This window comes from Bradyrhizobium sp. SZCCHNR1015, assembly GCF_032489875.1.
GTDB lineage: Bacteria > Pseudomonadota > Alphaproteobacteria > Rhizobiales > Xanthobacteraceae > Bradyrhizobium.
In genome coordinates, this window is sequence record NZ_JAUEYW010000001.1 from 481,837 (window position 1) to 505,845 (window position 24,009).

Sequence of the window (24,009 nt, forward strand, 5' to 3'; positions counted from 1 at the left end):
CCTCGGCAGTTTGATGCAGATGCATCAAACTAGATGCACACGCATGGAACTGTCAAGATTCATGCAATTGCATGGATCACGGACGCGCGATCACTCCACCGGTCATCGGAAACGGCACCCCGGTGGTGGTGGGATAGCTCAGCGGCAGGCCCTTCATGCCGCGCACCGCCAGGAAGCCGAATGCCTGGGCCTCGATGGCGTCAGCCGACCAGCCCAGCGCATCGGCCGATTCGACGCTCGCCGGCGCGACGCGCTCCCGCAGCATCCGCATCATGGTATGGTTGCGGGCCCCGCCGCCGCACACGATCCAGCTCGCCGGCGGCTTCGGCAGCAGCGGAACGACGCGGGCGATCGCAGCCGCCGTGAACGCCGTCAGGGTCGCGGCCCCGTCCGCCGGCGTCACATCGCCGAGCTTCAGCGCGGCGAAATCGTTGCGGTCGAGCGATTTCGGCGGCGGCAGCGCGAAGAAGGGCATGTCGAGCGCGCTCGTGATCCAGGCCTCGTCCGGCCTGCCCTGCTCCGCCACGCGGCCATCCTGATCGAACGCCTGGCCGGTCGTGCGGTGCATGAAGTCGTCGAGCAGCGCATTGCCCGGACCGGTGTCGCAGGCGATCAGCACGTCGTCGCCATCGATATAGGTGATGTTGGAGACGCCGCCGATATTCACCACGGCGATCGGCCCGGGGCGTGACAGCGATTGCGCCAAGGCACGGTGATAGACCGGCACGAACGGCGCGCCCTGCCCGCCGAAATCGACGTCGGCGGCGCGGAAATCGTGCATCACCGGGATATGGACGGACCTGGCGAGCGCGGCGGCATCGCCGATCTGCACCGTCAGGCGGCGTTCCGGGCGGTGCAGCACGGTCTGCCCATGGAAGCCGATGATGTCGATGTCCTCAGGCTTGAGCCGGTTCTGCGCCAGGAACGCGGCGATCGCCTCGGCGTGCGCCACCGTCACGGCGCGCTCGGCATCGCGTACCCGCCCGGGACGCGCCTCGCGCCGCTCGATCTGCACCGCATCGGCGAGCGCCTCGCGCAGCAGGCTGCGCTCGGCGGCGCCATAGGCCCGGTAGCCCGTGGGGCCGAGCCTCTTGATCTGCCGCCCGTCGGTCTCGATCAGGGCCACGTCCACCCCGTCGAGCGAGGTGCCACTCATGAGGCCAAGTGCGGTCAGAATCATTGCAGTCGAACCCGAAAACCCTGCCCTGCTTGCCAAGTACGGCCGATTTGAGGTCCCGCCCGGGCCGCGCCCATGCTTGTACAAGCCCGGCGCATCTTATAATGCCACAACGCCCGTATTCGCGGCATGTGCCCTTCCGCACCCCGCCGCGACAAGCGGTCGATACCGTAAACAAATGCTCAGAGTCGCCGACAATGACTGGCTTCAAGTCTGATTTCCTGAACGTGCTGCAGAGCCGCGGATTCATCCATCAGTGCTCGGATTTCGAGGGCCTGGATGCGCTCGCCGCCAAGGGCCAGGCGACCGCCTATGTCGGCTACGACTGTACCGCACGCTCGCTGCACATCGGCAACTTCCTGACCATGATGATGCTGTACTGGCTGCAGCAGACCGGGAACAAGCCAATCACCCTGATGGGCGGCGGCACGACCATGGTCGGGGATCCCTCCGGCAAGGACGAGACCCGCGCGATGCGCACGGTCGAGGAGATCGAGGCCAACAAGGCGTCGATCCGCGGCGTGTTCGCCAAGGTGCTGCGCTACGGCGACGGCGCGACAGATGCCATCATGCTCGACAACGCCGAATGGCTGACCCAGCTCAAGTGGATCGAGATGCTGCGCGACATCGGCCGGCACTTCTCGGTCAACCGCATGCTGACCATGGACTCGGTCAAGCTGCGGCTCGAGCGCGAGCAGGAGATGAGCTTCATCGAGTTCAACTACATGGTCTGCCAGGCCTACGACTTCGTCGAGCTGGCGCGGCGCACCGGCTGCCGGCTGCAGATGGGCGGCTCGGACCAGTGGGGCAACATCGTCAACGGCGTCGAGCTCGGCCGCCGCATGGGCACCGAGCAGCTGTTCGCGCTGACGACACCGCTGCTGACCACCGCCTCGGGCGCCAAGATGGGAAAGACCGCGCAGGGTGCGATCTGGCTCAACGCCGACCAGTGCAGCCCGTATGATTTCTGGCAGTACTGGCGCAACACCGAGGACGCCGACGTCGTCAAGTTCCTCAAGCTGTTCACGACGCTGCCGCTGTCCGAGATCGAGAAGCTCGGCTCGCTGCAGGGAGCCGAGATCAACGAGGCCAAGAAGGCGCTGGCGGATGCGGCGACCGCCTTGCTGCACGGCGAAGAAGCGGCGCGCACCGCGGCCGAGACCGCGCGCCGCACCTTCGAGGAAGGCGCGATCGCCGAGAACCTGCCGACGGTCGAGGTCGCCAGGAGTGAGCTCGATGCTGGGCTCGGCGTGCTCAGCGCCTTCGTCAAGGCCGGGCTCGTCGCTTCCAATGGCGAGGCGCGGCGGCAGATCAAGGGCGGCGGCCTGCGCGTCAACGACGTCGCGGTCACCGACGAGAAGATGGCGCTGACACAGGCGGAGCTGACCAGCGAGGGCGTGATCAAGCTGTCGCTGGGCAAGAAGCGCCATGTGCTGGTGAAGCCTGCATAGCCGCATTCGCTTTTGCCTGCTTGTCAGGGAACGCCGAAAGGCGCTCCCTGAGGGCATGACGATCAGCGCGCCGCAAGAGCCTGCGCGAGCCGAGGAAAGCCCGACAGCTCGACCACGAACGCACCTGGCGTTCGTGGTGCTGGGCCTGTGCTTCGCGCTGTCGGTGCTCGGCCGCGGGCTGGGAGAAAGCTTTACCGTCTTCCTCAAGCCGATCTCCGACGGCTTCGGCTGGGACCGCTCCGAGGTGGTCTCGATCTATTCGCTGACGGCGCTCGCCGGCGGCCTCGCCGCGCCGCTGATCGGACGGTTGTTCGACCACGCCGGACCCCGCGCCGTCTATGCGCTCGGCCTCCTGCTGCTTGGTTCAGCCTTCATGGCCGCCGCGCACGCGCGGGCGCTGTGGCAGTTCCAGATCAGCATCGGCCTGTGCGTCGGCATCGGCATCGCGCTGATCGGCAACGTCCCCAACTCGATCCTGCTCGGCCGCTGGTTCGGCAAGAAGCTGCCGACCGCGATGGCGGTGATCTATTCGGCGACCGGCGCCGGCGTGCTGATCCTGCTGCCGGGCTCGCAACTGCTGATCGACGCGATCGGCTGGCGCAGCACCTATCAGGCGTTCGGCGCTGCAGCCTTCATTCTGCTGGTGCCGCTGGCGCTGCTACCGTGGCGGCTATTCGCCGCCGGCGCGCCTCACATCACCAGGCCGATCAGCGACGAGCTCGCTGACGACGCCTGGACGTTGTCGCGCGCGCTGCGCCACCACGCCTTCTGGGCGCTGTTCTCGACCTTCTTCTTCACCGCCATCGGCATGTATGCGATCGCGCCGCAGGTCGTCGCCTATCTAATCGATGCGGGCTTTGCGCCGCTGCAGGCCGCCACCGCCTGGGGCTTCTCCGGCGTCGTGCTGCTGTTCGGCATGCTCGGCGTCTCCGCGCTCGACGGGCTGATCGGGCGGCGGCCGTCGGTGCTGTTCTCCTACGCCGTATCGATCGCAGGAATCCTGATGCTGTGGGCGCTGCAATTTGCGCCGAACATCTTCCTGCTCACCGGCTTCGTCGTCTGCTTCGGCAGCATGATCGGCTCGCGCGGGCCGCTGTTGTCGGCCACCGCAATGAAGATCTTCCGCGGCAGGCGACTCGGCACCATCTACGGCACGATCACGATCGGCAGCGGGCTCGGATCGGCGCTGGGCTCATGGAGCGGCGGCGTCATCCACGATCTCACCCACGGCTATGATGCCGTCATTCTGCTCGCGCTCGTCAGCGTCGTCATCGGCATGATCCCGTTCCTGGTCGTTCCAGCCCTTCGCACGTAGTTGGCGCGCGGTCCAAATACGATGTGCTTGCGCGCTCCGAGTGCCACCTGTCCACATAGTGGACGGCGCGCAACGACCACGCGTTCATGATTAGTAAGCAGCTTGATGATAGTTGTTTCGGCAACAAGAACGAAGAGGACGCTGTGACACTGCTCAGCCGCATGAAGTTCCGTACCAAGCTCGCAAGCATGGTGATCCTTGCGATCGCGACGGTGATCGCGATCGTGGCCGTCTCCGGCTGGCTCAGCCGCGCGCGGATGCTGGAAGACCGCATCACCCAGATGCATACCGCGGTGGACCTCGTCTACGGTCTCGCAGAGACGCTGCAGACGGAGGTCGCGGCAGGAAAGATGTCGGTGGACGAGGCCAAGAACAAGTTCCGCTATCTTGCGCGACGAATGACGTTCAACAACGGCCAGGGATATCCGATCGCCTACAACGCGGCCGATTCGGCGCTTCTTCTGAATGTTGCCAACGAGAAACTGGAGGGCAAGATCCTCGGCACCAAGGACGCCAACGGCGTCATGATCGCCGATGCGCAGATCAAGGCCGCGCAGCAGAAAACCGAAGGCAGCACGACCTCCTACCTCTATCCGCGGCCCGGCCAGACCGAGCCGCTGCGGAAGGTCGTCTTCGTCCGCGCCTTCGCGCCGTGGAACATCGTCATGAGCTACGGGCTCTATGTCGACGACATCGAAGCGGACGTCTATGCCCTGCTGACGCGGCTCGCCGGCATCGGCGCGGCGCTGCTCGTGCTGCTTGGCCTCCTGTCCTTCCTGATCTCGCACAACGTGGTCGGCGGGCTGCATCGGCTGAAGGACCGCATGCAGGACATCGCCGGCGGGCGGCTCGAGCAGCCGGTCGCCGAGACCGAACGCGGCGACGAGATCGGCCGCATGGCCGAGACCCTGGAGGTGCTGCGCAAGACCGCGATCACCGCCCGCATGCTCGAGCATGAGCAGGCCGCGTCCAAGCAGCGCAGCGAAGCGGACAAGCGCGACGCGCTGATCGCGATGGCCGACCGCTTCGATGCCTCCGTCGGCCAGCTCGTGGCCCTGATGGCGTCCGGCGCCGGAGAGCTCGAGGCCACGGCGAAATCGATGACCGGCACCGCCGAGAGCACCAATGCGCGCGCGACCGCCGTCAGCTCCGCCGCGACTGAAGCGAGCTCGCGCGTCCAGACGGTCGCCACCGCCGCCGAGGAATTGACCTCGTCGATCACCGAGATCAGCCGTCAGGTCGCCCAATCCGCCGAGGTCACCGGACGCGCCGTCGAAAGCGCGCGCCATACCGACGGGATCGTCCGCGCCCTGGCGGACGGCGCCAAGCAGATCGAGCACGTGGCCGAGCTGATCTCGAGCATCGCGGGCCAGACCAACCTGCTGGCGCTCAACGCCACGATCGAGGCCGCGCGCGCCGGCGAAGCCGGGCGCGGCTTTGCGGTGGTCGCGGCGGAGGTGAAGAGCCTGGCCAGCCAGACCGCACAGGCCACGCAGGAGATCGGCGACCGCATCGCCCAGATCCAGAACGCAACGCGGGAAGCGGTCGGCGCGCTCGACGGCATCACACTGACCATCGAGGAAGTGTCCGCGATCGCGGCCACGATCGGATCCGCGATCGAGGAACAGGGAACGGCGACCGCGGAGATCGCGCGCAACGTCACCCAGACCGCGCAGGCGACCCGCGAGGTCACCGCCAATATCGGCGGCGTCTCGACCGCGGCCAACGAGACCGGCAGCGCCGCGAGCCACGTGCTGATCGCCGCCGGCAACCTCTCCAAGCAGGCCGAGCAGCTCTCCCGCGAGGTCGACACCTTCCTTGCTGGCGTCAGAGCGGCCTGACCGCATCGATCCGCGTCGCGAGTGTCGCCGAACACCGACGGAGAGCGGCGTCAATTGTTCGGCGGCAGCTCCGCCGGGGGGTATTGCTGCTTGCCGGTGTTGAAGTCCATGATCTTGCGCGTCACGCCCGGCAGCATGGCGGAGATCGGATTGATGCGCACCACAGGCTGGCTCGGCGTGCCGACGACCTCGTAGGTCACGCCGAACAGACCCTCATTGCTGCCGCCGAGGAACAGGCCGACGATCGGGATCTGGTTGAACATGTTGTTCAGCCCGTACAGCGGCACGATCGTGCCGGAGGCGCGGACCTGGTTGACGTTGTAGTCGATGCTGCCCTCGATGGTCAGGCCGAGCGTCGGCCCCTTGACCACGCCGTCGCGGATCGAGAGCAGCCCGTTCTGCCGCGTGAACTCTGCGCGCAGCATCGTGAAGGCGATGCCCTGTGACGCGCCCTGGGCCGCACCGGAAGCGGCGCGGTCCAGCGCCTGCTCACCCCTGACGGTGAAGTTGCGAACGATCGCCAGGCCTTCCTTGGGGCTGGAATCGGCCGTCGGCGGCTCCATCGCCAGCTCCAGTTCGCCGCCGGCCATCTTGGAATAGGTGTCGGCGAAGCGCAGCAGCGCGCCTGCATCGTTGGTCACGAGATAGATCACCTCGCGGCCCTGACGGCGCGCGCGCGGATCAGAGCTGGGCGCCTCGCGGCCGACGCGGATGTCGGCCGTGACCGGCGTATCGCGGCCGACCTTGCCGGTCAAATTGAAGCTCTTGAAGGCGCCGCCGCGCCGGGAGAGCTTGACGTCGACGCTGCGCAGCGCCTCGCCGTTGAAGCCGGCGACGGCGCCGAGCTTGACCTCGGCGTCGAAGTCGAGGTTCGAGCGCGCCTTGTTCTTGTCGGCGTCCTTGTTGGTGCCCGAGATCGCCGACTTCAGGAAGCCGCGGCCGTCGAACACGTCGCCGCGCATCGACAGCTTCAGCACGCCGTCCTGGCCGCGCTCGGCCTTGAGCTGCGTCTTGTCGCCTTCCGACGGCGAATAAGTCGGGAAGTTGGCGTTCATCAGGTCGCCGTTCTGGTCGACTTCCAGCGAGCCCTTGATGGAGACGCCACCGCCTTCGATGTTGATGTCCTCGAAGCGGGTCGACTGCTGCTTGGCGACCACGTTGAAGGTGGCCTTGCTCGCCTTGCCCGGATTCTTCACCCAGCCCGGCAGCAGATTGTCGAGCTTGAGCTGGGTCAGATCGGCCTCGACACCGAGCCGGCTGTCACGATCGGCGGAGCCCGCGATCTTGCCGTTGAGCTTGAGCGGCACGTTGCCGGTGATCGCGGTGCCCAGATCCATGCCGAGCCGGGCGCGGCTGGCATCATCGAGGATCGCCTGCATCTTGATGTCGGCGTCGCCCTCGGTCGGCTTGCGATAGTCGAGCGTGGCCGGCTGGCCGTTGATCTTGACGTCGCCCTTCACCTGATAGCCGGCGGTGTTGGCCACGATCTTGAGCGTGTTGGCCTCCAGCTTCTGGTTCATCACCAGCTTGTCGGCGGCAAAGCCGTTGAGATCGGCCGTGACCGCGTAGCTGGTGTCGGCCTTGGTCAGCTCGCCCTTGACCGGCATCGCGAGATTGACGCTGGCCTGGAACGTTCCCTTGGTCTGGTTGGGATCGATCGGCATCGACGACAGATCGTTGAGCCGGTCGGAGGCGAGGATCTCGGCGGCCGCGGCGACCTGGCCCTCGACGCGCATGCGCACCCGCGACGGCGACGGCTTCGGCGCCATGTCCGGCACTTCGAACACGACGTCGGAGAAGTTGAGCTTGCGCCCGGCCGGCGTATCCGCGACGCCCTGCCCGATCGTCACCGTCGCGGTGCGGCCGGTGACATGCGCCTTCACGTCGGCATCGCGCACCGACGGCAGGCCGTCGACCGGATGCACGGTGACATTGGTGGCGACGATGTTGACGTCGAGACCATCGTCGGGAATCGGCGGCCCCTTGCGCGGCAGGTTGCGCGTCGGCGAGTTGACCGCGACATCGATCCGCTGCACCGAGCCGCGTTCGATGCGCTCGATGATCCAGGCCCGCACCTCCGGCACGATCAGCGCCGGCCAGATCCGCTTCATTGCCAGCGCGGGCATCGGCGTCGCCGCGAAGCCGAGCTTCAGCCGCGGCTCGCCGGCATATTCGACGCTGCCGGTGCCGGCGACGCCGATCTCGCCGTTGGACACCTCGGCCTGCGTCAGCAGCACGCGCTTGCCCTCGGTGTCGAAGCGGAAGTTGATCGAGATGCGGTTGAAGATCAGCGGCGGCTCGTTTTCGATGGCGCCGAGCAGAATGGTGCCGCCGTTGAGACCCAGCCGCCAGTCGTTTGCGGTGTCGTTCGGCGGCTCGAGATTGGCGTTGAGCGTGACGCGGTTGGCGCCCGAGATCACCTTCAACGGCGCGACCAGCACGCGGCGACCGGCGTCCCATTCCATGCTGATCTCGGCGGAATCGATCGCCATCGGATAGTCGGGCGTATCGGTGTCGATGATCTTGCCCGCGCCGATGTTGATCTTGCCGCGCAGATAGGTCGGCAGCCCGTCGCGCGCGAGCTCGCCCTTGATCTCGCCGGTCATGGGCAGGTCCGCCATGTAGGTGAGATCCTTGAGTCGCATCGCCAGCAGGATGTTGCTGGTGGAAACCTTGTCAGCCTTGATGTCCACCGTGCGCACGCCGTTGGCCTGGGGCCCGACCAGAATGCGCAGCGACCACGGCCTGGCGCCCTCTTCGCCGAGGCTCAGCGCCACGCCGCCGCCGGACGGCCGGCGCAGGCTGAGGCTGATGTTCTCGAACGTCCATTTGTTGCCGCGCTGCTGGTCGTCGACGACCAGCACGCCGTTCTTCAACCCGATCTCGTTCAGGTTCTGGCCATCGAGCCCGGTCAGGCTGAGGCTGTCGAGCCAGTCCAGGCCGGCGAGCAGGCCGTTCGGCGCCGCGGTCGCCGGCAAAGTCGAAGTGGCCGGCGCCGACGGCTGCGGGCCGGCCTGCGGTCCCGGTGCACCAGGCGATGGCGCGGCCTGTCCCGGCCGCGGGAATGTCGGCGGCAGGCCGGCGTCGCGCTTGGAGGCGACGCCCGTCGCCAGCGGCTTGTTGGTCTCACCCGTCGACACCGTGACGGTGCCGTCCGGCGTGATGCGAATCGCGAGCTCGGCGTCGACCAGCTTGAGGCTTTCGGCGCGCAGCTGGCCCATCAGCAGCGCGGCGCCGGACAGCCGCACCTCGGCTTTGGGCGCGCTGGCGACGATGGCGTGATCCTGATCGCGCACGATGATGTCGCGGATCCGGACCGCGATCCTGATCCGGCCGGCGCGCTCGATCTGGGTGCCGCCGACCTCGACGGTGTTGCCGTGGCCGATATTGTCCTCGATCGCCGCCGCGAGCCATGGCGTGGCTATGTCGAGGCTGATCGGGCCCGCACCGAGCCGCAGCCACAGGCCGGCGAAGCCGAGCCCGACGAGCAGCATGAGCGATGCCAGCGTGATGACGACCCGCTTGGCCACGCGGCCGCCCGGCAGACGCGGGCGCGCCCCGCCGAATCGACCGGTGCTCCCGCCCGAATCGGGCCGCGACAACAGGCTCCGGGCGCGCTGCCCGACCATCTCGTCGTGCTCGGCGGCAGCCTCATACTGGTCGGCCACATCCCAGTCGGCCTCATCCCACTGCTGGCCCTGGGTGTCCGCTTGCAGATGGGGCCGCTGGGGTGATGTCTGTCTTGCCATTGCCTCTCGGTGCCGGCCCCTCGTGTCCGAAATAGTCGTGCCAATCTGGCCTCGGCCAGATTGGTCGCCGGTGTGGCCCCGCCCGTTCACGCAGCGCGCGTGCTCACTGCCGGCAGGAGTCGATGCCCCAATGATCCCGTCACGCTTCGGCGGGTGCTGTCAACACGCCCGCTGGCGCTTCGCCGGCGGCGCGGACGACGCGCGGAATCCTCGTCACTATACCCCGCCGCCGTCAGGTTTGCCCACCTGCTCGCGCCAGCGGACCGGCGCCTCTCCACCGCCGGACGAAATTTGTGTTGGGGACGTCTGATCCGGAGACGGTACGAGAGTCGTCATTGCACTGTGCTCAACTGCGCTGGTGCTCACGCCTGCTGGTAGCCATGATCTTCGCTTCATCGCAAGAGGCGCAATCCCCTGCGCGCCGCGAAGCACGGATGCCAGATCGATCCCGGGACACCGGACAAGAACCGAGATACTTTCATTTTTGAGCCGCCGAAAGCGACGAAAGGAAGGCGTATGTCGAAGGAATCACGAAAGAAATCCTCCAACCCGGCGTCCTACGGGACGATTGACGGGAACCGGCTCGCCACCGCGGCCAAGAAGGCCACCAAGAAGACGGCCAAACCGGCCGTGACGAAAGCCGCCAAGACGACCTCCGCCAAGACGCCGACCACCAAGACGCCGACCACGAAGGCCGCCGCTGCGAAGGCCAAGCCCGCGGCGCCGGCTGCCAGCGGAACGGGCCTTGCCGAGGGCGCCAAGGCACCCGCGTTCAAGCTGCCGCGCGATGGCGGCGGAACCGTCTCGCTGGCGGACTACAGCGGCCAGAAGCTCGTGCTGTTCTTCTATCCCAAGGCCAATACGCCCGGCTGCACCAAGGAGGCGATCGACTTCACCCGCCTGTCGAAGGACTTCGCCGCTGCCGGCGCCGCAGTGCTCGGCGTCTCCGCCGATTCGGTCAAGGCGCAGGACAATTTCCGAGACAAGCACGATCTCGGAGTGCCCCTGATCTCGGACGAGAAGCATGAGATGCTGGAGGCCTACGGCGCCTGGGGCGAGAAGTCGCTCTATGGCCGCAAGTTTCTCGGCATCATCCGAAGCACCGTCTTGATCGGCGCCGACGGCCGCGTCGCCAAGGTGTGGCGCAACGTCAAGGTCGACGGCCACGCCGACGCGGTGCTGGCGGCGGCGCGCGCGCTCTGAGAATGCGCCGGAGAGCGTTGGGGGAAAATTAACCATGCAGGGGTCAAATCGCTCCCGTAAATGACGCCGCTGGAACGACGATCTCCAGCCGGCGCGGGAGTGCCGATGTCGTATCGTTCCGGCCATCACGCCGAATATCCCCAGCACCATCCTCATGACCGCGGGCACGCCCACCATCATCGGCGCGCACCCGCCAGCCATCCGGCGCCGGTCGCGGCCGCATCGCAGAGCGACTACACGCTGGTGCATGCCGGCAAGCAGGTGCGCATCGGCCCGGTGGTGTTCTGGATCGTGGTCGGCACCGTCAGCCTGCTCGGGCTGTGGTCGGCGGCGACTGCGACCTATTTCGCGTTCCGCGACGACGTGTTGACGCGGCTGATCGCGCGCCAGGCCGAGATGCAATACGCCTATGAGGACCGCATCGCCGAGCTGCGCGCCAAGGTCGATCGCGCCACCAGCCGGCAACTGCTCGACCAGGAGCAGTTCGACCAGAAGCTCGACCAGATCCTCAAGCGCCAGACCGCGCTCGAGGGACGTGCCACCGCGCTCGGCAGCATGCCCGACATCACCGGCTCGATCCGCGCCCCGGCGCGTGCGCCGGTCGCGATCGAGCCGCCATCGGCGACAGCCGCGCCAAAACCGTCGCCGATCAGCGACACCGTGATCTTCACCGCGCCGCCGGACCGCGAGGCCCGGCTCGAATCGCGCAGCCCCGTGATGGCGAATGCGCAGCCCAACCCATCGACCAAGCTCGCCGGTGTCGACAACGTGCTGACGCGGCTGACGCGCTCGCTCGACCAGGTCGAGGCGCGGCAGGTCGCGATGCTGTCCTCGGCCGAGGAGACGCTGGAATCGAAGCTGCGCCGGATGCGCGGCGTCATCACCGATCTCGGCCTGGACATGGGCCAGCTCGAAGCGGCCGCGCCAAAGGGCGGCATGGGCGGCCCGTTCGTTCCGGTCAAGCTCGGCGCCGAATCCGGTCCGTTCGAACGCCAGCTCTACCGCATCAACATCACCCGCGCGCAGGTCGAGAAGATGAACCGCACGCTGTCGCTGGTGCCCTATCGCAAGCCGGTGATCGGCGAGGTCGAGTTCACCTCCGGCTTCGGCGTGCGCTCCGATCCATTCCTCGGTCGCCCCGCGATGCACACCGGCCTCGACTTCCGTGCTGCCACCGGCGATCCGGTCCGCGTCACCGCCAACGGCAAGGTGGTGAATGCCGGCTGGGCCGGCGGCTACGGCCGCATGGTCGAGGTCGATCACGGCAACGGCCTCTCCACCCGCTACGGCCATCTCTCCGAAATCAACGTCAAGGTCGGCCAGCAGGTGAAGATCGGCGACATCATCGGCGAGGTCGGCTCGACCGGCCGTTCGACCGGCCCGCATCTGCACTACGAGACCCGCATCGACGGCGAAGCCGTCGACCCGCAGAAATTCCTGCGCGCCGGCGTGCGGCTGAGCGCGGGTTAGCAGATGTTGCTGAGCCGGGCTCGGCCCAAATCAGCGAAATGCACGGCCTGCTGAGCCTCTCTCCCCGCGTCCCGGAATGACGGGCAGAGAGAGGTTCGGCCTCAAGGCGCTCAATCTTGCTCAGCGACGGCCTCACGCCACCAGCGCTTCCAGAAATCGCGACAGGTCCTCCCACAGATCGCCCGGCTCCTCCAGCCCGATGCTCAGCCGCACCAATCCCTCCGCGGCATTCCATGCGTGCACCGTGCGATCGGCCGTGACATCCATCGGCGCAATCAGGCTGTGGGTGCCGCCCCAGGAGGCGCCGATGGCGAACAGACTGAGATGTCCGAGCGCCGGATAGATCCGCGCGGTAAACTCCGGCCTGATGACGACGCTGAACACCGTGCTCGCAGCCTTGAAGTCGCGCGCGAAGATTTCGTGGCCGGGACAGGACGGCAACGCCGGATGCAGCACGCGCGCGACCGCCGGCGACTGTTGCAGCAGCTCGGCAAACTCACGCGCGACGCGTCCCGAATGCGCCATGCGGACTCCCATGGTCTCGATGCCGCGCAGCGCCAGCGCCGCCTCATCCGGCGACACGCCGATACCGAGCACGCCCAGCACGTCCTTGAGCGCCTTGCGCAAGCTCAGGTCCTTGACGGTGATCGAGCCGAGCAGCAGGTCGGAATGACCGCCGACATATTTGGTCAGCGCCTCCACCGCGAAATCGACGCCATGCGCCAGCGGCTTGAACAACAGCGGGCTCGCCCAGGTGTTGTCGCAGCCGGTGAGCACGCCGCGCACCTTTGCGGCCCGCGCGATGGCCGGAACGTCCTGCACCTCCATCGTTCCCGAGCCCGGCGATTCCAGCCAGATCAGCTTCGTGCTGGCATCGATGAGATCGCTGATGCCGCCGCCGATCAGCGGGTCGTAGACCTCATGCGAAATCCCGCGCGCGGCGAGATAGTTCGCGCACAGATGACGCACCGGCGGATAGACGTGATCGGGGATCAGCACCTTGTCGCCGGGCTTGAGCACGGCGAGCATCGTGATCGCGACCGCGGCCTGTCCAGACGGGACCAGCACGGTGCGCTCGCCACCATGCAGCGCGCTGATCTGCGCCTCCAGGGTCCGCGTCGTCGGCGTGCCATGCAGGCCATAAGTGTAACCGTCGAGACCACGCTCGGCGCGCCGCGCAAAGTCCTGCGGCTCGTCATAGACGATCGTCGAGGCGCGATGGGTCGGAACCGCCAGCGACTTGAAGCCGTCGTGCGACACGGCGGGGTGCTGAACGCAGCGGGTGAGATCGTGCATGGAAACCTCGTGAGACAATGCTGACGGCCATCTTAGCGCAACGGCGCGAGCAGCGCGCTCAGGTGCAAGCACGTACAGAAGTCAAAATCCTTTGTGCTGCGCAGCTAGCGCTTCGCCGGCAGCACGAACACCTGGCCCGGATAGATCAGATCCGGCCGGCGGATCTGCTCGCGATTGGCGCGGTAGATGACTGCGTAGCGCGTGCCCTCGCCGAGGAGCCGGCGGCTGATGTGCCACAGGCTGTCGCCGCGTGACACGGTGATCGTCCTCGCGCCGCTGCGCGCGGGTGACGCGGCAACGTCCTTCAGGTCGGCCGGCGACGCCGATGCAAGCTGCGTGCGCGCGCCGGGAGCACCGCCGCTTCCCTGCCCCCCCGCCGCAGGCAGCGAGGCCGTGGTCAGCGCCTCCGGCACATTCAACGGCACCTCGGCCCGCGCCTGCACGGCGCCGGTCTTGGCATCCACCTCGTCGAGCCGCAGCCGGTCCTTGCCGGCCCAGGCGGCATCCTTGATGGTCGTCGCGACGCGGCCATCTGCACCGGCCGTCGCGGTGTCGACCAGCCGGTCGTTGAGATAGATCCGGACGGTGGCCCCGGGCCGTGCGCGGCCGCCGACGCGCAGATTGCCGTTCGGCTCGAAGTCGACGGCCTCGACCGCGACCGCCAGCGGCACCGATGCGGCCGGCTTCGACAGCACGCGTGTCGGCTGGTCCGGCGCGATCACCGCGACGGTGGCCGGGCGCTTGCCGGCCTCGACCACCACCGCGACGCTCTGCTTGGACGAGATCTCGCGGCCGTCCGGCTGCTTGGCCCGCAACGTCAACTCGAACGTCCCGGCGGGCAGCGGCGGCGGCACCATGGAAAATTGCCCCGAGCGATCGGCCACCACTCGCGCATGCGGCTCGCCGTTGCGCAGCAACTCGACAGTGGCGCCGGGCGCCGCACGGCCGGCAACGACGGTGTCGCCCGACGGCTCCACGCTGACGACGTCGAACGACGGCCCATCGCTCTCGGCCGCCGGCGGCGCCACCGGCGCCAGCAGCGCAGCCAGTCCGCTGGCCTGTTGCTGCGCGCTGGCGAGCGCTGCCGCGGCTTGGCTCGCGCCGCCCTTGTCTGCCGCACCCGGCTCAGCCGCCGCAGCGCGCTGCGGAGCAGCGGGCGGACCGTCTGTCGGAGCGCTCGGCGCGGTCGCGCCAGTCCGGCTCGCAGACGTCCCCTCACGCTTGAAGATCGGGAGGTCGAGACCGAAGCCCTGCGCGAACGCAATGGCCAGGCCCGCGATCGCGAGCGCCGCAACGGCGCCGCCACCCCAGATCAATCGTCCGCCGTTTCCGATGCTCATGCGGTGATCCGTCCTGTGCAAACGAGGCGCGGAGACGACGGCTCCGTCAGCGGGAATCTTGCTTTGCACATAGCATCATACAGGGCGGAATGCCATTGCCCCCGCGGCTGGGGGCAGCGATCGAGCCGCCCAACTTCCCAGTCAACTTGCGAGGTGTGACTTCCCCGCGCATCGGCAAAGCGCCAATCAGCCGCGAGCCCGCAGTGTCGAACCAGGCCCCCGTTGCAGAGCATGTCCGAGAATGCGGCAGAGCCCGACAATCACAAACTTTCCTATTTCTTTTTTCCAGAAGTCGTGTATGATCCGCGCATCCCGCCTCGTTGCGAGGGGCGTACGCGTCGTCACGGACGTTGGGGCGGGATGCGGTGGACGTGGGCTGCGATGCACGACGGGCATGGCGGCCGCGAACGATGAAGTCGCGTGGTCCTGACCTCCCGATGCTGAGGCCAAGTTCGTGCCGGTGCAGATGCGCTGGTGCGGATGACGGGGGCAAGAAAGCCCGGTCCCCGGGGAGATCGCGTATAAATCGTTAAAACCATCGCGCAGGGAATGCCGGTTACGGCTTTGCCTGTGGTACCTGCCGCCTGCATTTTTTTCGCAGGCGGGCCATGGGTGAGGCCTTCACCCGGCATTCCCTGCGCCCTCGTCTCGAGGGCTCGCTGCCGAAAGCTCGGACGCCCGTGCGTCACGAGGGATTTCGCATGCTCTATTGCTGATTGCTTGAGACGGTATCCGGCTCTCGAACCATCGCAATGCACAACGCGTAGTCTTACGGTGCCCATCTTTTACGCAACATTTAACGATCGGACCGCCTTCTCGCGTTCGTCCGAAGTTCAAATTCCGAATCCGATTCAATGGGCAGGTGGAGTTCATATCCGTGCGCAAGAATCTACCGGTCACGACCCATGAATACCCGATCACCGACGAGACGCTCATCGTCTCGCGCACCGATCTGAAGGGCAAGCTGACCTATTTCAACGAGCAGTTCGTCGATGCCGCCGGCTTCACTCCCGACGAGCTGATGGGCCAGCCGCACAACATCATCCGCCATCCCGACATGCCGGAGGCGGCTTTCGCCAACCTCTGGGACACGCTGAAGCAAGGAAAGCCGTGGGCCGGCGCCGTCAAGAACCGCCGCAAGAACGGTGACTTCTACTGGGTGCAGGCGACCGCGTCGGCCATCCGCGAGAATGGCGAGATCACCGGCTACACCTCGATCCGCACCAAGCTGCCGGCTGAGCAGCGCGCCGAGGCCGAGAAGGTGTACGGGCTTCTCAACCAGAACAAGGCGCAGGACTACACCATCAGCGCGGGCATCATCCGCCGCCGCTCGGTGTTCGACCGCCTGTCGCTGTTCACGGGTACGCTCAAAGCGCGCCTGACGACCTTGGCCGCGGTGCTGGGCGTGTTCATGTTGATCATCGGCGCAGCCGGCCTGATTTCGACCCGCTCCACCAATGTCGCCATGAAGTCGCTGTACGAGGATCGCACGATTCCGCTGGCGCAATTGTTCGAGATCAACGATCGCACCTTGCAGAACATGTCGTCGCAACAGTCCGCGGCGGCGAACGGCAAGGCCGGAAAGCCGATTGACGGCATCAGGGCGCTGGTGGACGGAAACAGCGCCAGGATCACCAAGGTCTGGGCCGACTACATGGCGAGCTACCTGACCCCGGAGGAGAAGATTGTCGCCGATGCCTTCGCGATCAGGCGCAAGGCCTATCTGGAGGAAGGCATCAGGCCAGGCCTGGCTCTGCTCGAGCAGGGCAAGTTCGACGAAGCGAGCCAGCATATCGCCACCAAGGGGCATGATCTGTTCGAGGCCGCCAAGCACGAGCTCGACAAGCTCGTCGAGATCCAGGTGAAGGAAGGCAAGGCGCTCTACGAGGAGGCCGAGAGTCAATATCTGGTGGTGCTCGCGATCATTTCGGTGATGATCCTGGCGGGCATCGGAATCGGCGCCACGTTCAGCCTGCAGAGCATCCGCGCGGTGCTGCGGCCGCTCAAGGTGCTCAACGACGCGATGCAGAACATCAGCCAGGGCAAGCTCGACAACCGCATTCCGGTAGAGCGCGACGACGAGATCGGCGAGGCGCTGCGCAACCTGCAGACCGTGCAGGCCATCGTCCGCTTCAACAGCGAGGAAGTGAAGGCTGTGCAGCACTCGGCCGAGGTCAAGCGCAAGGCCGGAATGAACAAGCTTGCCAGCGAATTCGAAAGCGCGATCGGCGGCATCGTGCAGACGGTGTCCTCGGCCTCGTCCCAGCTCGAGACGTCCGCCGGCACGCTGACCTCGAACGCGACGCGCTCGCAGGAGCTCGCCACCACCGTGGCCGCCGCGTCCGAGCAGGCCGCGACGAACGTGCAGTCGGTCGCCTCGGCCACCGAGGAGCTGACCTCGTCGGTGACCGAGATCAGCCGGCAAGTCCAGGAATCGGCGCGCATCGCCAACGGCGCCGTCGATCAGGCGCGCACCACCAACGACCGCGTCAACGAGCTGTCGAAGGCGGCCGCGCGGATCGGCGACGTGGTCGAGCTGATCAACACCATCGCAGGCCAGACCAACCTGCTGGCGCTGAACGCCACCATCGAGGCGGCGCGCGCCGGCGATGCCGGCCGCGGCTTCGCGGTGGTTGCGTCCGAGGTCAAGGCGCTCGCCGAGCAGACCTCGAAGGCGACCGGGGAGATCGCCCAGCAGATCTCGGGCATCCAGGCGGCCACGCAGGAATCGGTGTCGGCGATCCGGGAGATCAGCACGACGATCGAGCGGCTGTCGGAAATCTCCTCGACCATCGCCGCCGCCGTCGAGCAGCAGGGTGCGGCGACGCAGGAGATCTCGCGCAACATCCAGGAGGCGTCGCGCGGCACCACCGAGGTCAACACCAACATCGTCGACGTCCAGCGCGGCGCCTCGCAGACCGGCTCCGCGTCGGGAAGCGTGCTGTCGGCGGCGCAGTCGCTGTCGCAGGAGAGCGACCGGCTGCGGCAGGAGGTCGACAGATTCCTCGACAACGTGCGGGCGGCCTGAGCCGCCCCGCTCTCATCGCCCGGTCAGCCGGATCGGGCGACCCTGACTGATGAAGGCGTAGTGGCCGGCGCCGATGCCGCCGACCATCAGCGCCTCGACGACGGGCTCGGCGATCTCACCGGTCGCGGCCCAGTCGATGACGAAATTGGCGCCGGTGCCGCCGCGGGTGTCCTTGACGGGCACGAAGATCTCGACGGTCGCGAACGGCCTCAAGGCGACGGGCTCGCGCAGATGCGCCTCCACCAGCGTGCCGGCCGTGTCGTAATAGTTGATGCGCCGGACGATCAGAGGCCGCTGCTCGGAGGCGTTGTGGATGCTCAGCGTCACCGAGAAATCGGCCTGGACCCGGCCCGGGGTCATCGCGACGCTGGAATAGACGGGGACGTAGACGGCGCCCGTGACCGTGACGGGCTGCGCCGGAACTGGCGTCAGCGAGCTCGCGAAAGTCGTGGTCACGTCGTCGGCCGCCTGCGCCGCGCCGGCCGCAACAGCTGCGATGAGCAGCAGCGCGAATGCGCCGGTCCGGATGTGACAGATTGCGGGTTTCCTTGCGCGGCGGCCCGACATAAGTTGCCGCCTCGGGGGTTGCTTCATGCATGAACTGATCGGCGACATCACGCTCTGCATCCTGTTTGCGTGGGTGCTTGGACTGGCGGCGCACAGATGGCGCCAGCCCTCGATTCTCGCTTATCTGGTCGCGGGCTTCGCCATTGGCCCCTTCGGCACCGGCTGGGTCAAGTCCCAGGAGTCGATTTCCGTGATCTCGGAACTCGGCCTGATCTTCATGCTGTTCATGATCGGGCTCGAGATCGACCTCAAGAAGATCATCCGCGCCGGCCCGGTGATTCTGATTGCCGGCGGGGTCCAGCTGCTCGGCGGCGCCGCGCTCGGCATCCTGTTCTTCGTCGCGATCGGCATGCGGATGGGCGCCGAGAGCTACGACGCGCTCTATCTCTGCGTCGCCTGCGCGCTGTCCTCGACCGTCATCATCGTCAAGGTGCTGTACGAGAAGCGCGAGCTCGACACCCTGCCCGGCCGCATCACGCTCGGCGTGCTGGTTCTGCAGGACGTGTTCGCGATCCTGTTTCTGGCGGTGCAGCCGAGCCTCGACGACCTCCATGTCAGCGTGATCCTGCTGTCTTTCGCCCGCGCCGGCACGCTGGTCGCGATCGCCCTGTTGCTCAGCCGCTACGTCTTGCCGCCGGTGTTCCACCGCATCGCGCGCACCCCCGAGCTGATCCTGCTCGGCGCGCTGGCCTGGTGCTTCCTGATCGGCGAGATCGCAGAAAGGCTGCACCTGTCGCGCGAGATGGGCTCACTGGTTGCGGGCGTCTCGCTCTCGACCTTCCCCTATGCGCTCGACGTCACCGCCAAGGTCACGACCCTGCGCGATTTCTTCATCACGCTGTTCTTCGTCGCGCTCGGCATGACCATCCCGATCCCGACGCTGTCCGTGGTCGGACTGGCGCTGGTGATCGCGCTGTTCACGGTGGCGAGCCGGCTGCTCACCACCTTTACGCCGCTCTACATGATGCGGCAGGGCCTGCGCGCCAGCCTGCTGCCGGCACTCAACCTCGCCCAGATCAGCGAATTCTCGCTGGTCGTGATCCAGACCGGGGCCGCCGCCGGGCACCTCAAGAACGGCACGTCGAGCGCGGCGTCCTTCGCCTTCGTGCTGCTCGCGGTGCTCTCGACCTTCGTCATCGTCCGCTCTGACCCGATCGCGCGGCGAAGCATCCCGCTGCTCAAGCGGCTCGGGCTGCGCGACCTCGATTCGAGCAAGGACGGCGAGGCCGGCCATGAGGGCGGGCACGGCGCCGGACGGCCGATCGTTCTCCTCGGTTTCTTCCGCACGGCCAGCGCCCTCCTCAGCGAGATCGAGCGCAACGAGCCGGCGCTGCTGGAACAGATCGGCGTGGTCGATTTCAACCCGGTGGTCTTCCGCACCCTGTCCGATCGCGGTATCCAGGTGACCTATGGCGACATCAGCAATGTCGACACGCTGATTCACGCGGGGGTCGGCCAGGCCGAGTTGATCATCCTGAGCATCCCGGACTCGCTGCTCAAGGGCGCCAACAACGAGAAGCTGGTGCGCCACGTGCGCAGCATCAATGCAACGGCCAAGATCGTCGCGACCGCCGACCTGCTCGCCGACGTCAACGACCTCTACGATGCCGGCGCCGACTATGTGACCGTGCCGCGGCTCAGCGATGCGCAGGTGCTGCTCAACCTGATCCAGGACGCCAGCGCCGGGCTCCTCTCCGAGCGCCGCAGCCAGGCCGAGGCGATGCTCGCCGACCGCCGCGAGGTGCTGCCATGAGCCAGGCGCGTATCCATCTCCGACACAATCTCTGATCCCGCTGGACTTGAAGCATGGCAAACACGAGCGTTCACGTCGTCGATCACCCGCTGGTCCAGCACAAGCTCTCCTTGATGCGCGAGCGTGACCGCTCGACCAAGGGCTTCCGCGAGCTGTTGAACGAGATCGGCATGCTGCTGGCCTATGAGGTCACGCGCGACCTGCCGCTCGAGCTCGTCGACATCGAAACGCCGATCGCCCCGATGAAGGCGCCGAAGATCGCCGGCAAGAAGCTCACCCTGGCGCCGATCCTGCGCGCCGGCGTCGGCTTCCTCGACGGCATGCTGGCGCTGATGCCGTCCGCGCGCATCGCCCATATCGGGCTCTACCGCGATCCCAACACGCTGCAGGCCGTCGAGTACTACTTCAAGGCGCCCCAGGATCTGAGCGACCGCACCGTGATCCTGATGGACCCGATGCTCGCGACCGGCAACTCCGCCTGCGCGGCTGCCGAGCTGCTCAAGACGCGCGGCGCCCGCGACATCCGTTTCGTCTGCCTGCTGGCGGCACCAGAAGGCATCGCCAAGTTCGAGAAGGAGCATCCGGACATCCCGATCTGGACCGCAGCGATCGACGAGAAGCTGAATGACCACGCCTACATCGTGCCCGGTCTCGGCGATGCCGGCGATCGGATGTTCGGCACGAAGTGATCGTGAACGGTTCAGCAGGACGGTCGCGGTGAAAGGCGAATGACACTGAGGATGCGACCATCGATCACCAGCAGCGCACTCCCGATCACCAGCGCACCGCTGATCTCCCGCAACGAGATGCTTTCGCCGAGCACCAGCGACCCGAGCAGGATCGTCGTCAACGGGATCAACAAGGTCACCAGCATCACGTTGGTCGCCCCGGAGCGGCGCAGGATCTGGAAGAACACGATATAGGCGAATGCCGTCGACAGCGCCGCAAGGCCGATGACCGCGAGCCACGTCTGCAGCCCGGGAAGCGGGAGACGCCAGGGCTGGTCGACCGCGCCGGCGATGACCAGCATCATCACGCTCGAAGCCGAGAGCTGGAAGGTGGCGGTCGCGAGCGGCGGCGATTGGGCGAGATGGCGGCGCACCAGCAGTGCGGCGATGCCGTAGCTGAGCGATGCGCCAAGACCGAACAGAATGCCGTAGCCGCCTGCCGAGCCGCCGAGCCCCGATCCGCCTCGCAGGATCACGACGCCGACGAGGCCCACGATCAGGCCCGCAGCCCGCCGGACCGACAGCCTTTCATCCCCCGCGGCAGCCATTACCACGATGGTGAACAGCGGCGTGGTCGCGTTGAGCACCGCGGCAAGACCGGAGGTGATGAACGTCTGGCCGATCACGATCAAGCAGAACGGCACGACATTGTTGAACAGCGCCACGGCGAGGAACGGCAGCCAACCGACAATCCCCCTGGGAAAACCGAGCCCGCGCAGGCGCGCCACCGGCAGCAGAATCGCAGCCGCCAGCACGATGCGCAGCAGCACCAGCGTCAGCGGCGGCAATTCCTTCAAGGCGAGGCCGTTGAAGATGAACGATCCGCTCCACAGCAGCGAGAGCAGGCCGAGCAGCGACCAGTCCCGCGCGTCCATGCTCTCGTTCTGGGATGTCATCACGGCAACCGTGGTTCAATGTCGGCGTGAACGTTGCAAACAAGGCGGAGCGTGATCCACCCGCTTTCCGTCAGCGTCGCGCTCTACGGCGGGTCTTTCGGCCGCGAGATCAGCTCGATCATGCGGCCTTCGTCCTCATCCGGCATCGCCGCCTTCGCCCGCGCATAGGCGTCGACGGCCGCCTGGGCCATGACGGGGCGCTCACCGAGCAGTTCCTCGGCGAGCTGCAGCGCATAGGCTGCATCCTTGTGACGGAGTGCTGCGGTGAAGCTCGCGTCGGCGAAGTTGCGCGCGACCATGCGCGGGGCGTGGCGCAGCACCTGCGGGCTCGCCGCGACGCCGCCCTGGATCGCCTCGAGCACGAGATTCATGTCGAGCCCGGCCTGCTCGGCGATCGCGAGCCCTTCGGCGAGACCCGCGATCTGCATCGCGCCAAGCAGGTTGTTGATCAGCTTGTAGACGGTCCCGGTGCCCACCGGTCCGAAATGGCGAATGGTCGAGCCGATCGGCGCCAGATAGGGCCGGGCGCGGTCGAGATCGGCGGCGTCGGCGCCGATCAGCAGGGTCAGCTTGCCGCTTGCGGCCGCGTCGGGCAGCCCGGTCACCGGACAGTCGAGATATGTCACGCCGCGCGCATTCAGCTCGCGCGACAGGCGCAGCGTATGATCACGCGATACGGTCGAACATTCGATCGCAATCGTGCCGACCCGCATGGTGGCGGCGGCGCCATCCGGCCCGAGCCACACCGCGCGCGAGGCGTCGTCATCCGCAACCATGGTGACGACGGCGACGGCATCGATCGCCGCATCGGCCGGCGAGGTCGACCAGCGCGCGCCGCGCGCGATCAGATCCTCGGCCTTCGCCCTGCTGCGATTCCAGACGGCTACGGAATAGCCGGCATCGAGATAACGACCGGCCATGCCATGGCCCATCCGTCCGAGCCCGATGAAGGCGACGCGCGCCACGCTCAATCCACGTCCTCGATTGCGGCGCCCGGCGTCGTGCCGAACGCGCGCTGTGCCAGGGTCGCGGCCATGAACTCGTCGAGATCGCCGTCGAGCACGCCCGCGGTGTCCGACGTCTGCACGCCGGTGCGCAGATCCTTCACCATCTGATAGGGCTGCAGCACGTAGGAGCGGATCTGGTGGCCCCAGCCGATCTCGGTCTTGGCCGCCTGATCCGCCGCCGCCTTCTCCTCGCGCTTCTTCAGCTCGATCTCGTAGAGCCGCGCGCGCAGCATGTCCCAGGCCTGGGCCCGGTTCTTGTGCTGCGAGCGGCCGGCCTGGCAGACCACCGCGACACCGGTCGGGATGTGCGTCAGCCGCACCGCCGATTCGGTCTTGTTGACGTGCTGGCCGCCGGCGCCGCCCGACCGCATCGTGTCGACACGGACGTCGGACTCCTTGATGTCGATCTTGATGCTGTCATCGATGACCGGGAAGATCTGCACCGAAGAGAACGAGGTGTGGCGCCGCGCATTCGAATCGAACGGCGAGATCCGGACCAGGCGATGCACGCCGGCTTCCGTCTTCAGCCAGCCATAAGCGTTGTGCCCGGAGATCTGGATGGTCGCGGACTTGATGCCCGCCTCTTCACCCAGCGATTCCTCGAGATACTCGACCTTGAAGCCGTGGGTCTCGGCCCAGCGTGTGTACATGCGCAGCAGCATCTGCGCCCAGTCCTGGCTCTCGGTGCCGCCGGCGCCGGCATGGACCTCGAGATAGGTGTCGAACTTGTCGGCCTCGCCGGACAGGAGCGCCTCGAGCTCGCGCCGCGCGACCTCCTTCTTCAGCTCCTTCAGCGCATTCTCGGCTTCAGTGACGACGCCGGGATCGTTCTCGGCCTCGCCAAGCTCGATCATCTCGATGTTGTCGCTGAGCTCACGCTCGACCTTGCCGATGCCGGTCAGCGAGTCCTCCAGCGAGGTCCGCTCCTGCATCAGCCGCTGAGCTTTTTGGGGGTCGTTCCAGAGATTGGGGTCTTCGGCGAGCTTATTCAGCTCGGCCAGCCTTGCCGTCGATGTCTCGACGTCAAAGATGCCTCCTCAGCAGCCCGACCGACTGCTTGATCTCTTCTACGATTTTCTCGATTTCCGCGCGCATGTCGCTCTCTTCAGGCCACGGCTCCAAGCGCCGCAGCATCGTCTCTCACAGGGGGATGTAACGGCGCTCGGCGCAAAGCGCAATCGCTCCGCG

Annotated in this window: 16 protein-coding genes; 8 read left to right on the forward strand and 8 right to left on the reverse strand. The window is 66.9% G+C overall.

Annotated features, from left to right (window positions below; genetic code table 11):
* Positions 1-76: 76 nt before the first annotated feature.
* On the reverse strand, positions 77-1,180 hold the full coding sequence (locus QX128_RS02190) for an anhydro-N-acetylmuramic acid kinase (protein WP_316236568.1): 1,104 nt from the start codon (positions 1,178-1,180) through the stop codon (positions 77-79).
* Positions 1,181-1,374: 194 nt separating this feature from the next.
* On the opposite strand from QX128_RS02190, the gene tyrS reads away from it, so the two are divergent.
* The 3 genes from tyrS (at position 1,375) to QX128_RS02205 (ending at position 5,784) form a co-directional block, all read left to right on the forward strand.
* Positions 1,375-2,628, forward strand: a complete 1,254-nt coding sequence (gene tyrS, locus QX128_RS02195) for a tyrosine--tRNA ligase (RefSeq protein WP_316236569.1) — start codon at positions 1,375-1,377, stop codon at positions 2,626-2,628.
* A gap of 55 nt (positions 2,629-2,683) precedes the next feature.
* Positions 2,684-3,943, forward strand: coding sequence for an MFS transporter (locus QX128_RS02200; protein WP_316236570.1), 1,260 nt, complete (start codon positions 2,684-2,686; stop codon positions 3,941-3,943).
* Between the two features lie 143 nt (positions 3,944-4,086).
* On the forward strand, positions 4,087-5,784 hold the full coding sequence (locus tag QX128_RS02205; protein ID WP_316236571.1) for a methyl-accepting chemotaxis protein: 1,698 nt from the start codon (positions 4,087-4,089) through the stop codon (positions 5,782-5,784).
* Positions 5,785-5,834: 50 nt separating this feature from the next.
* On the opposite strand, the gene QX128_RS02210 is transcribed toward QX128_RS02205, so the two are convergent.
* Positions 5,835-9,533, reverse strand: coding sequence for a DUF3971 domain-containing protein (locus QX128_RS02210; protein ID WP_316236572.1), 3,699 nt, complete (start codon positions 9,531-9,533; stop codon positions 5,835-5,837).
* A gap of 516 nt (positions 9,534-10,049) precedes the next feature.
* Between QX128_RS02210 and QX128_RS02215 the strand changes: the two genes are divergently transcribed.
* Positions 10,050-10,736, forward strand: a complete 687-nt coding sequence (locus QX128_RS02215; RefSeq protein WP_316236573.1) for a peroxiredoxin — start codon at positions 10,050-10,052, stop codon at positions 10,734-10,736.
* A gap of 105 nt (positions 10,737-10,841) precedes the next feature.
* Positions 10,842-12,206, forward strand: coding sequence for a M23 family metallopeptidase (locus tag QX128_RS02220; protein WP_316178936.1), 1,365 nt, complete (start codon positions 10,842-10,844; stop codon positions 12,204-12,206).
* A 132-nt stretch (positions 12,207-12,338) separates the two neighbouring features.
* Here QX128_RS02220 and QX128_RS02225 read toward each other — a convergent pair whose 3' ends face one another.
* Both QX128_RS02225 and QX128_RS02230 read right to left on the reverse strand, forming a co-directional pair.
* Positions 12,339-13,502 carry a trans-sulfuration enzyme family protein gene (locus QX128_RS02225; protein WP_316236574.1) on the reverse strand — a complete coding sequence of 388 codons (1,164 nt, stop codon included), beginning with the start codon at positions 13,500-13,502 and terminating at the stop codon, positions 12,339-12,341.
* 104 nt (positions 13,503-13,606) lie between these two features.
* Complete coding sequence (locus QX128_RS02230) at positions 13,607-14,842, reverse strand: LysM peptidoglycan-binding domain-containing protein (protein WP_316236575.1); 1,236 nt, start codon at positions 14,840-14,842, stop codon at positions 13,607-13,609.
* 877 nt (positions 14,843-15,719) lie between these two features.
* On the opposite strand from QX128_RS02230, the gene QX128_RS02235 reads away from it, so the two are divergent.
* The gene (locus tag QX128_RS02235) at positions 15,720-17,870 is read left to right on the forward strand and encodes a PAS domain-containing methyl-accepting chemotaxis protein (protein WP_315800148.1); all 2,151 of its coding nucleotides are present in this window, start codon (positions 15,720-15,722) and stop codon (positions 17,868-17,870) included.
* 12 nt (positions 17,871-17,882) lie between these two features.
* On the opposite strand, the gene QX128_RS02240 is transcribed toward QX128_RS02235, so the two are convergent.
* The gene (locus QX128_RS02240) at positions 17,883-18,437 is read right to left on the reverse strand and encodes a DUF3124 domain-containing protein (protein WP_315800149.1); all 555 of its coding nucleotides are present in this window, start codon (positions 18,435-18,437) and stop codon (positions 17,883-17,885) included.
* A gap of 25 nt (positions 18,438-18,462) precedes the next feature.
* Between QX128_RS02240 and QX128_RS02245 the strand changes: the two genes are divergently transcribed.
* Together QX128_RS02245 and upp are read left to right on the forward strand one after the other, a co-directional pair.
* Positions 18,463-20,190, forward strand: coding sequence for a cation:proton antiporter (locus QX128_RS02245; protein ID WP_315800150.1), 1,728 nt, complete (start codon positions 18,463-18,465; stop codon positions 20,188-20,190).
* 53 nt (positions 20,191-20,243) lie between these two features.
* Positions 20,244-20,879, forward strand: a complete 636-nt coding sequence (gene upp / locus QX128_RS02250; RefSeq protein ID WP_315800151.1) for a uracil phosphoribosyltransferase — start codon at positions 20,244-20,246, stop codon at positions 20,877-20,879.
* An 11-nt stretch (positions 20,880-20,890) separates the two neighbouring features.
* On the opposite strand, the gene QX128_RS02255 is transcribed toward upp, so the two are convergent.
* From QX128_RS02255 to prfB, 3 genes are all read right to left on the reverse strand, one after another.
* Entirely contained in the window at positions 20,891-21,814 is a 924-nt protein-coding gene (locus QX128_RS02255; protein WP_316236576.1) for a DMT family transporter, read from the reverse strand.
* An 83-nt stretch (positions 21,815-21,897) separates the two neighbouring features.
* Complete coding sequence (locus QX128_RS02260) at positions 21,898-22,779, reverse strand: NAD(P)-dependent oxidoreductase (protein ID WP_316236708.1); 882 nt, start codon at positions 22,777-22,779, stop codon at positions 21,898-21,900.
* A gap of 2 nt (positions 22,780-22,781) precedes the next feature.
* Positions 22,782-23,916 (reverse strand): peptide chain release factor 2 gene (prfB, locus tag QX128_RS02265; protein WP_315737783.1). Its coding sequence is split into 2 segments (ribosomal slippage): positions 22,782-23,846 and positions 23,848-23,916, totalling 1,134 coding nucleotides; the frame shifts between segments, so codons are not numbered across the junction.
* Positions 23,917-24,009 lie beyond the last annotated feature (93 nt).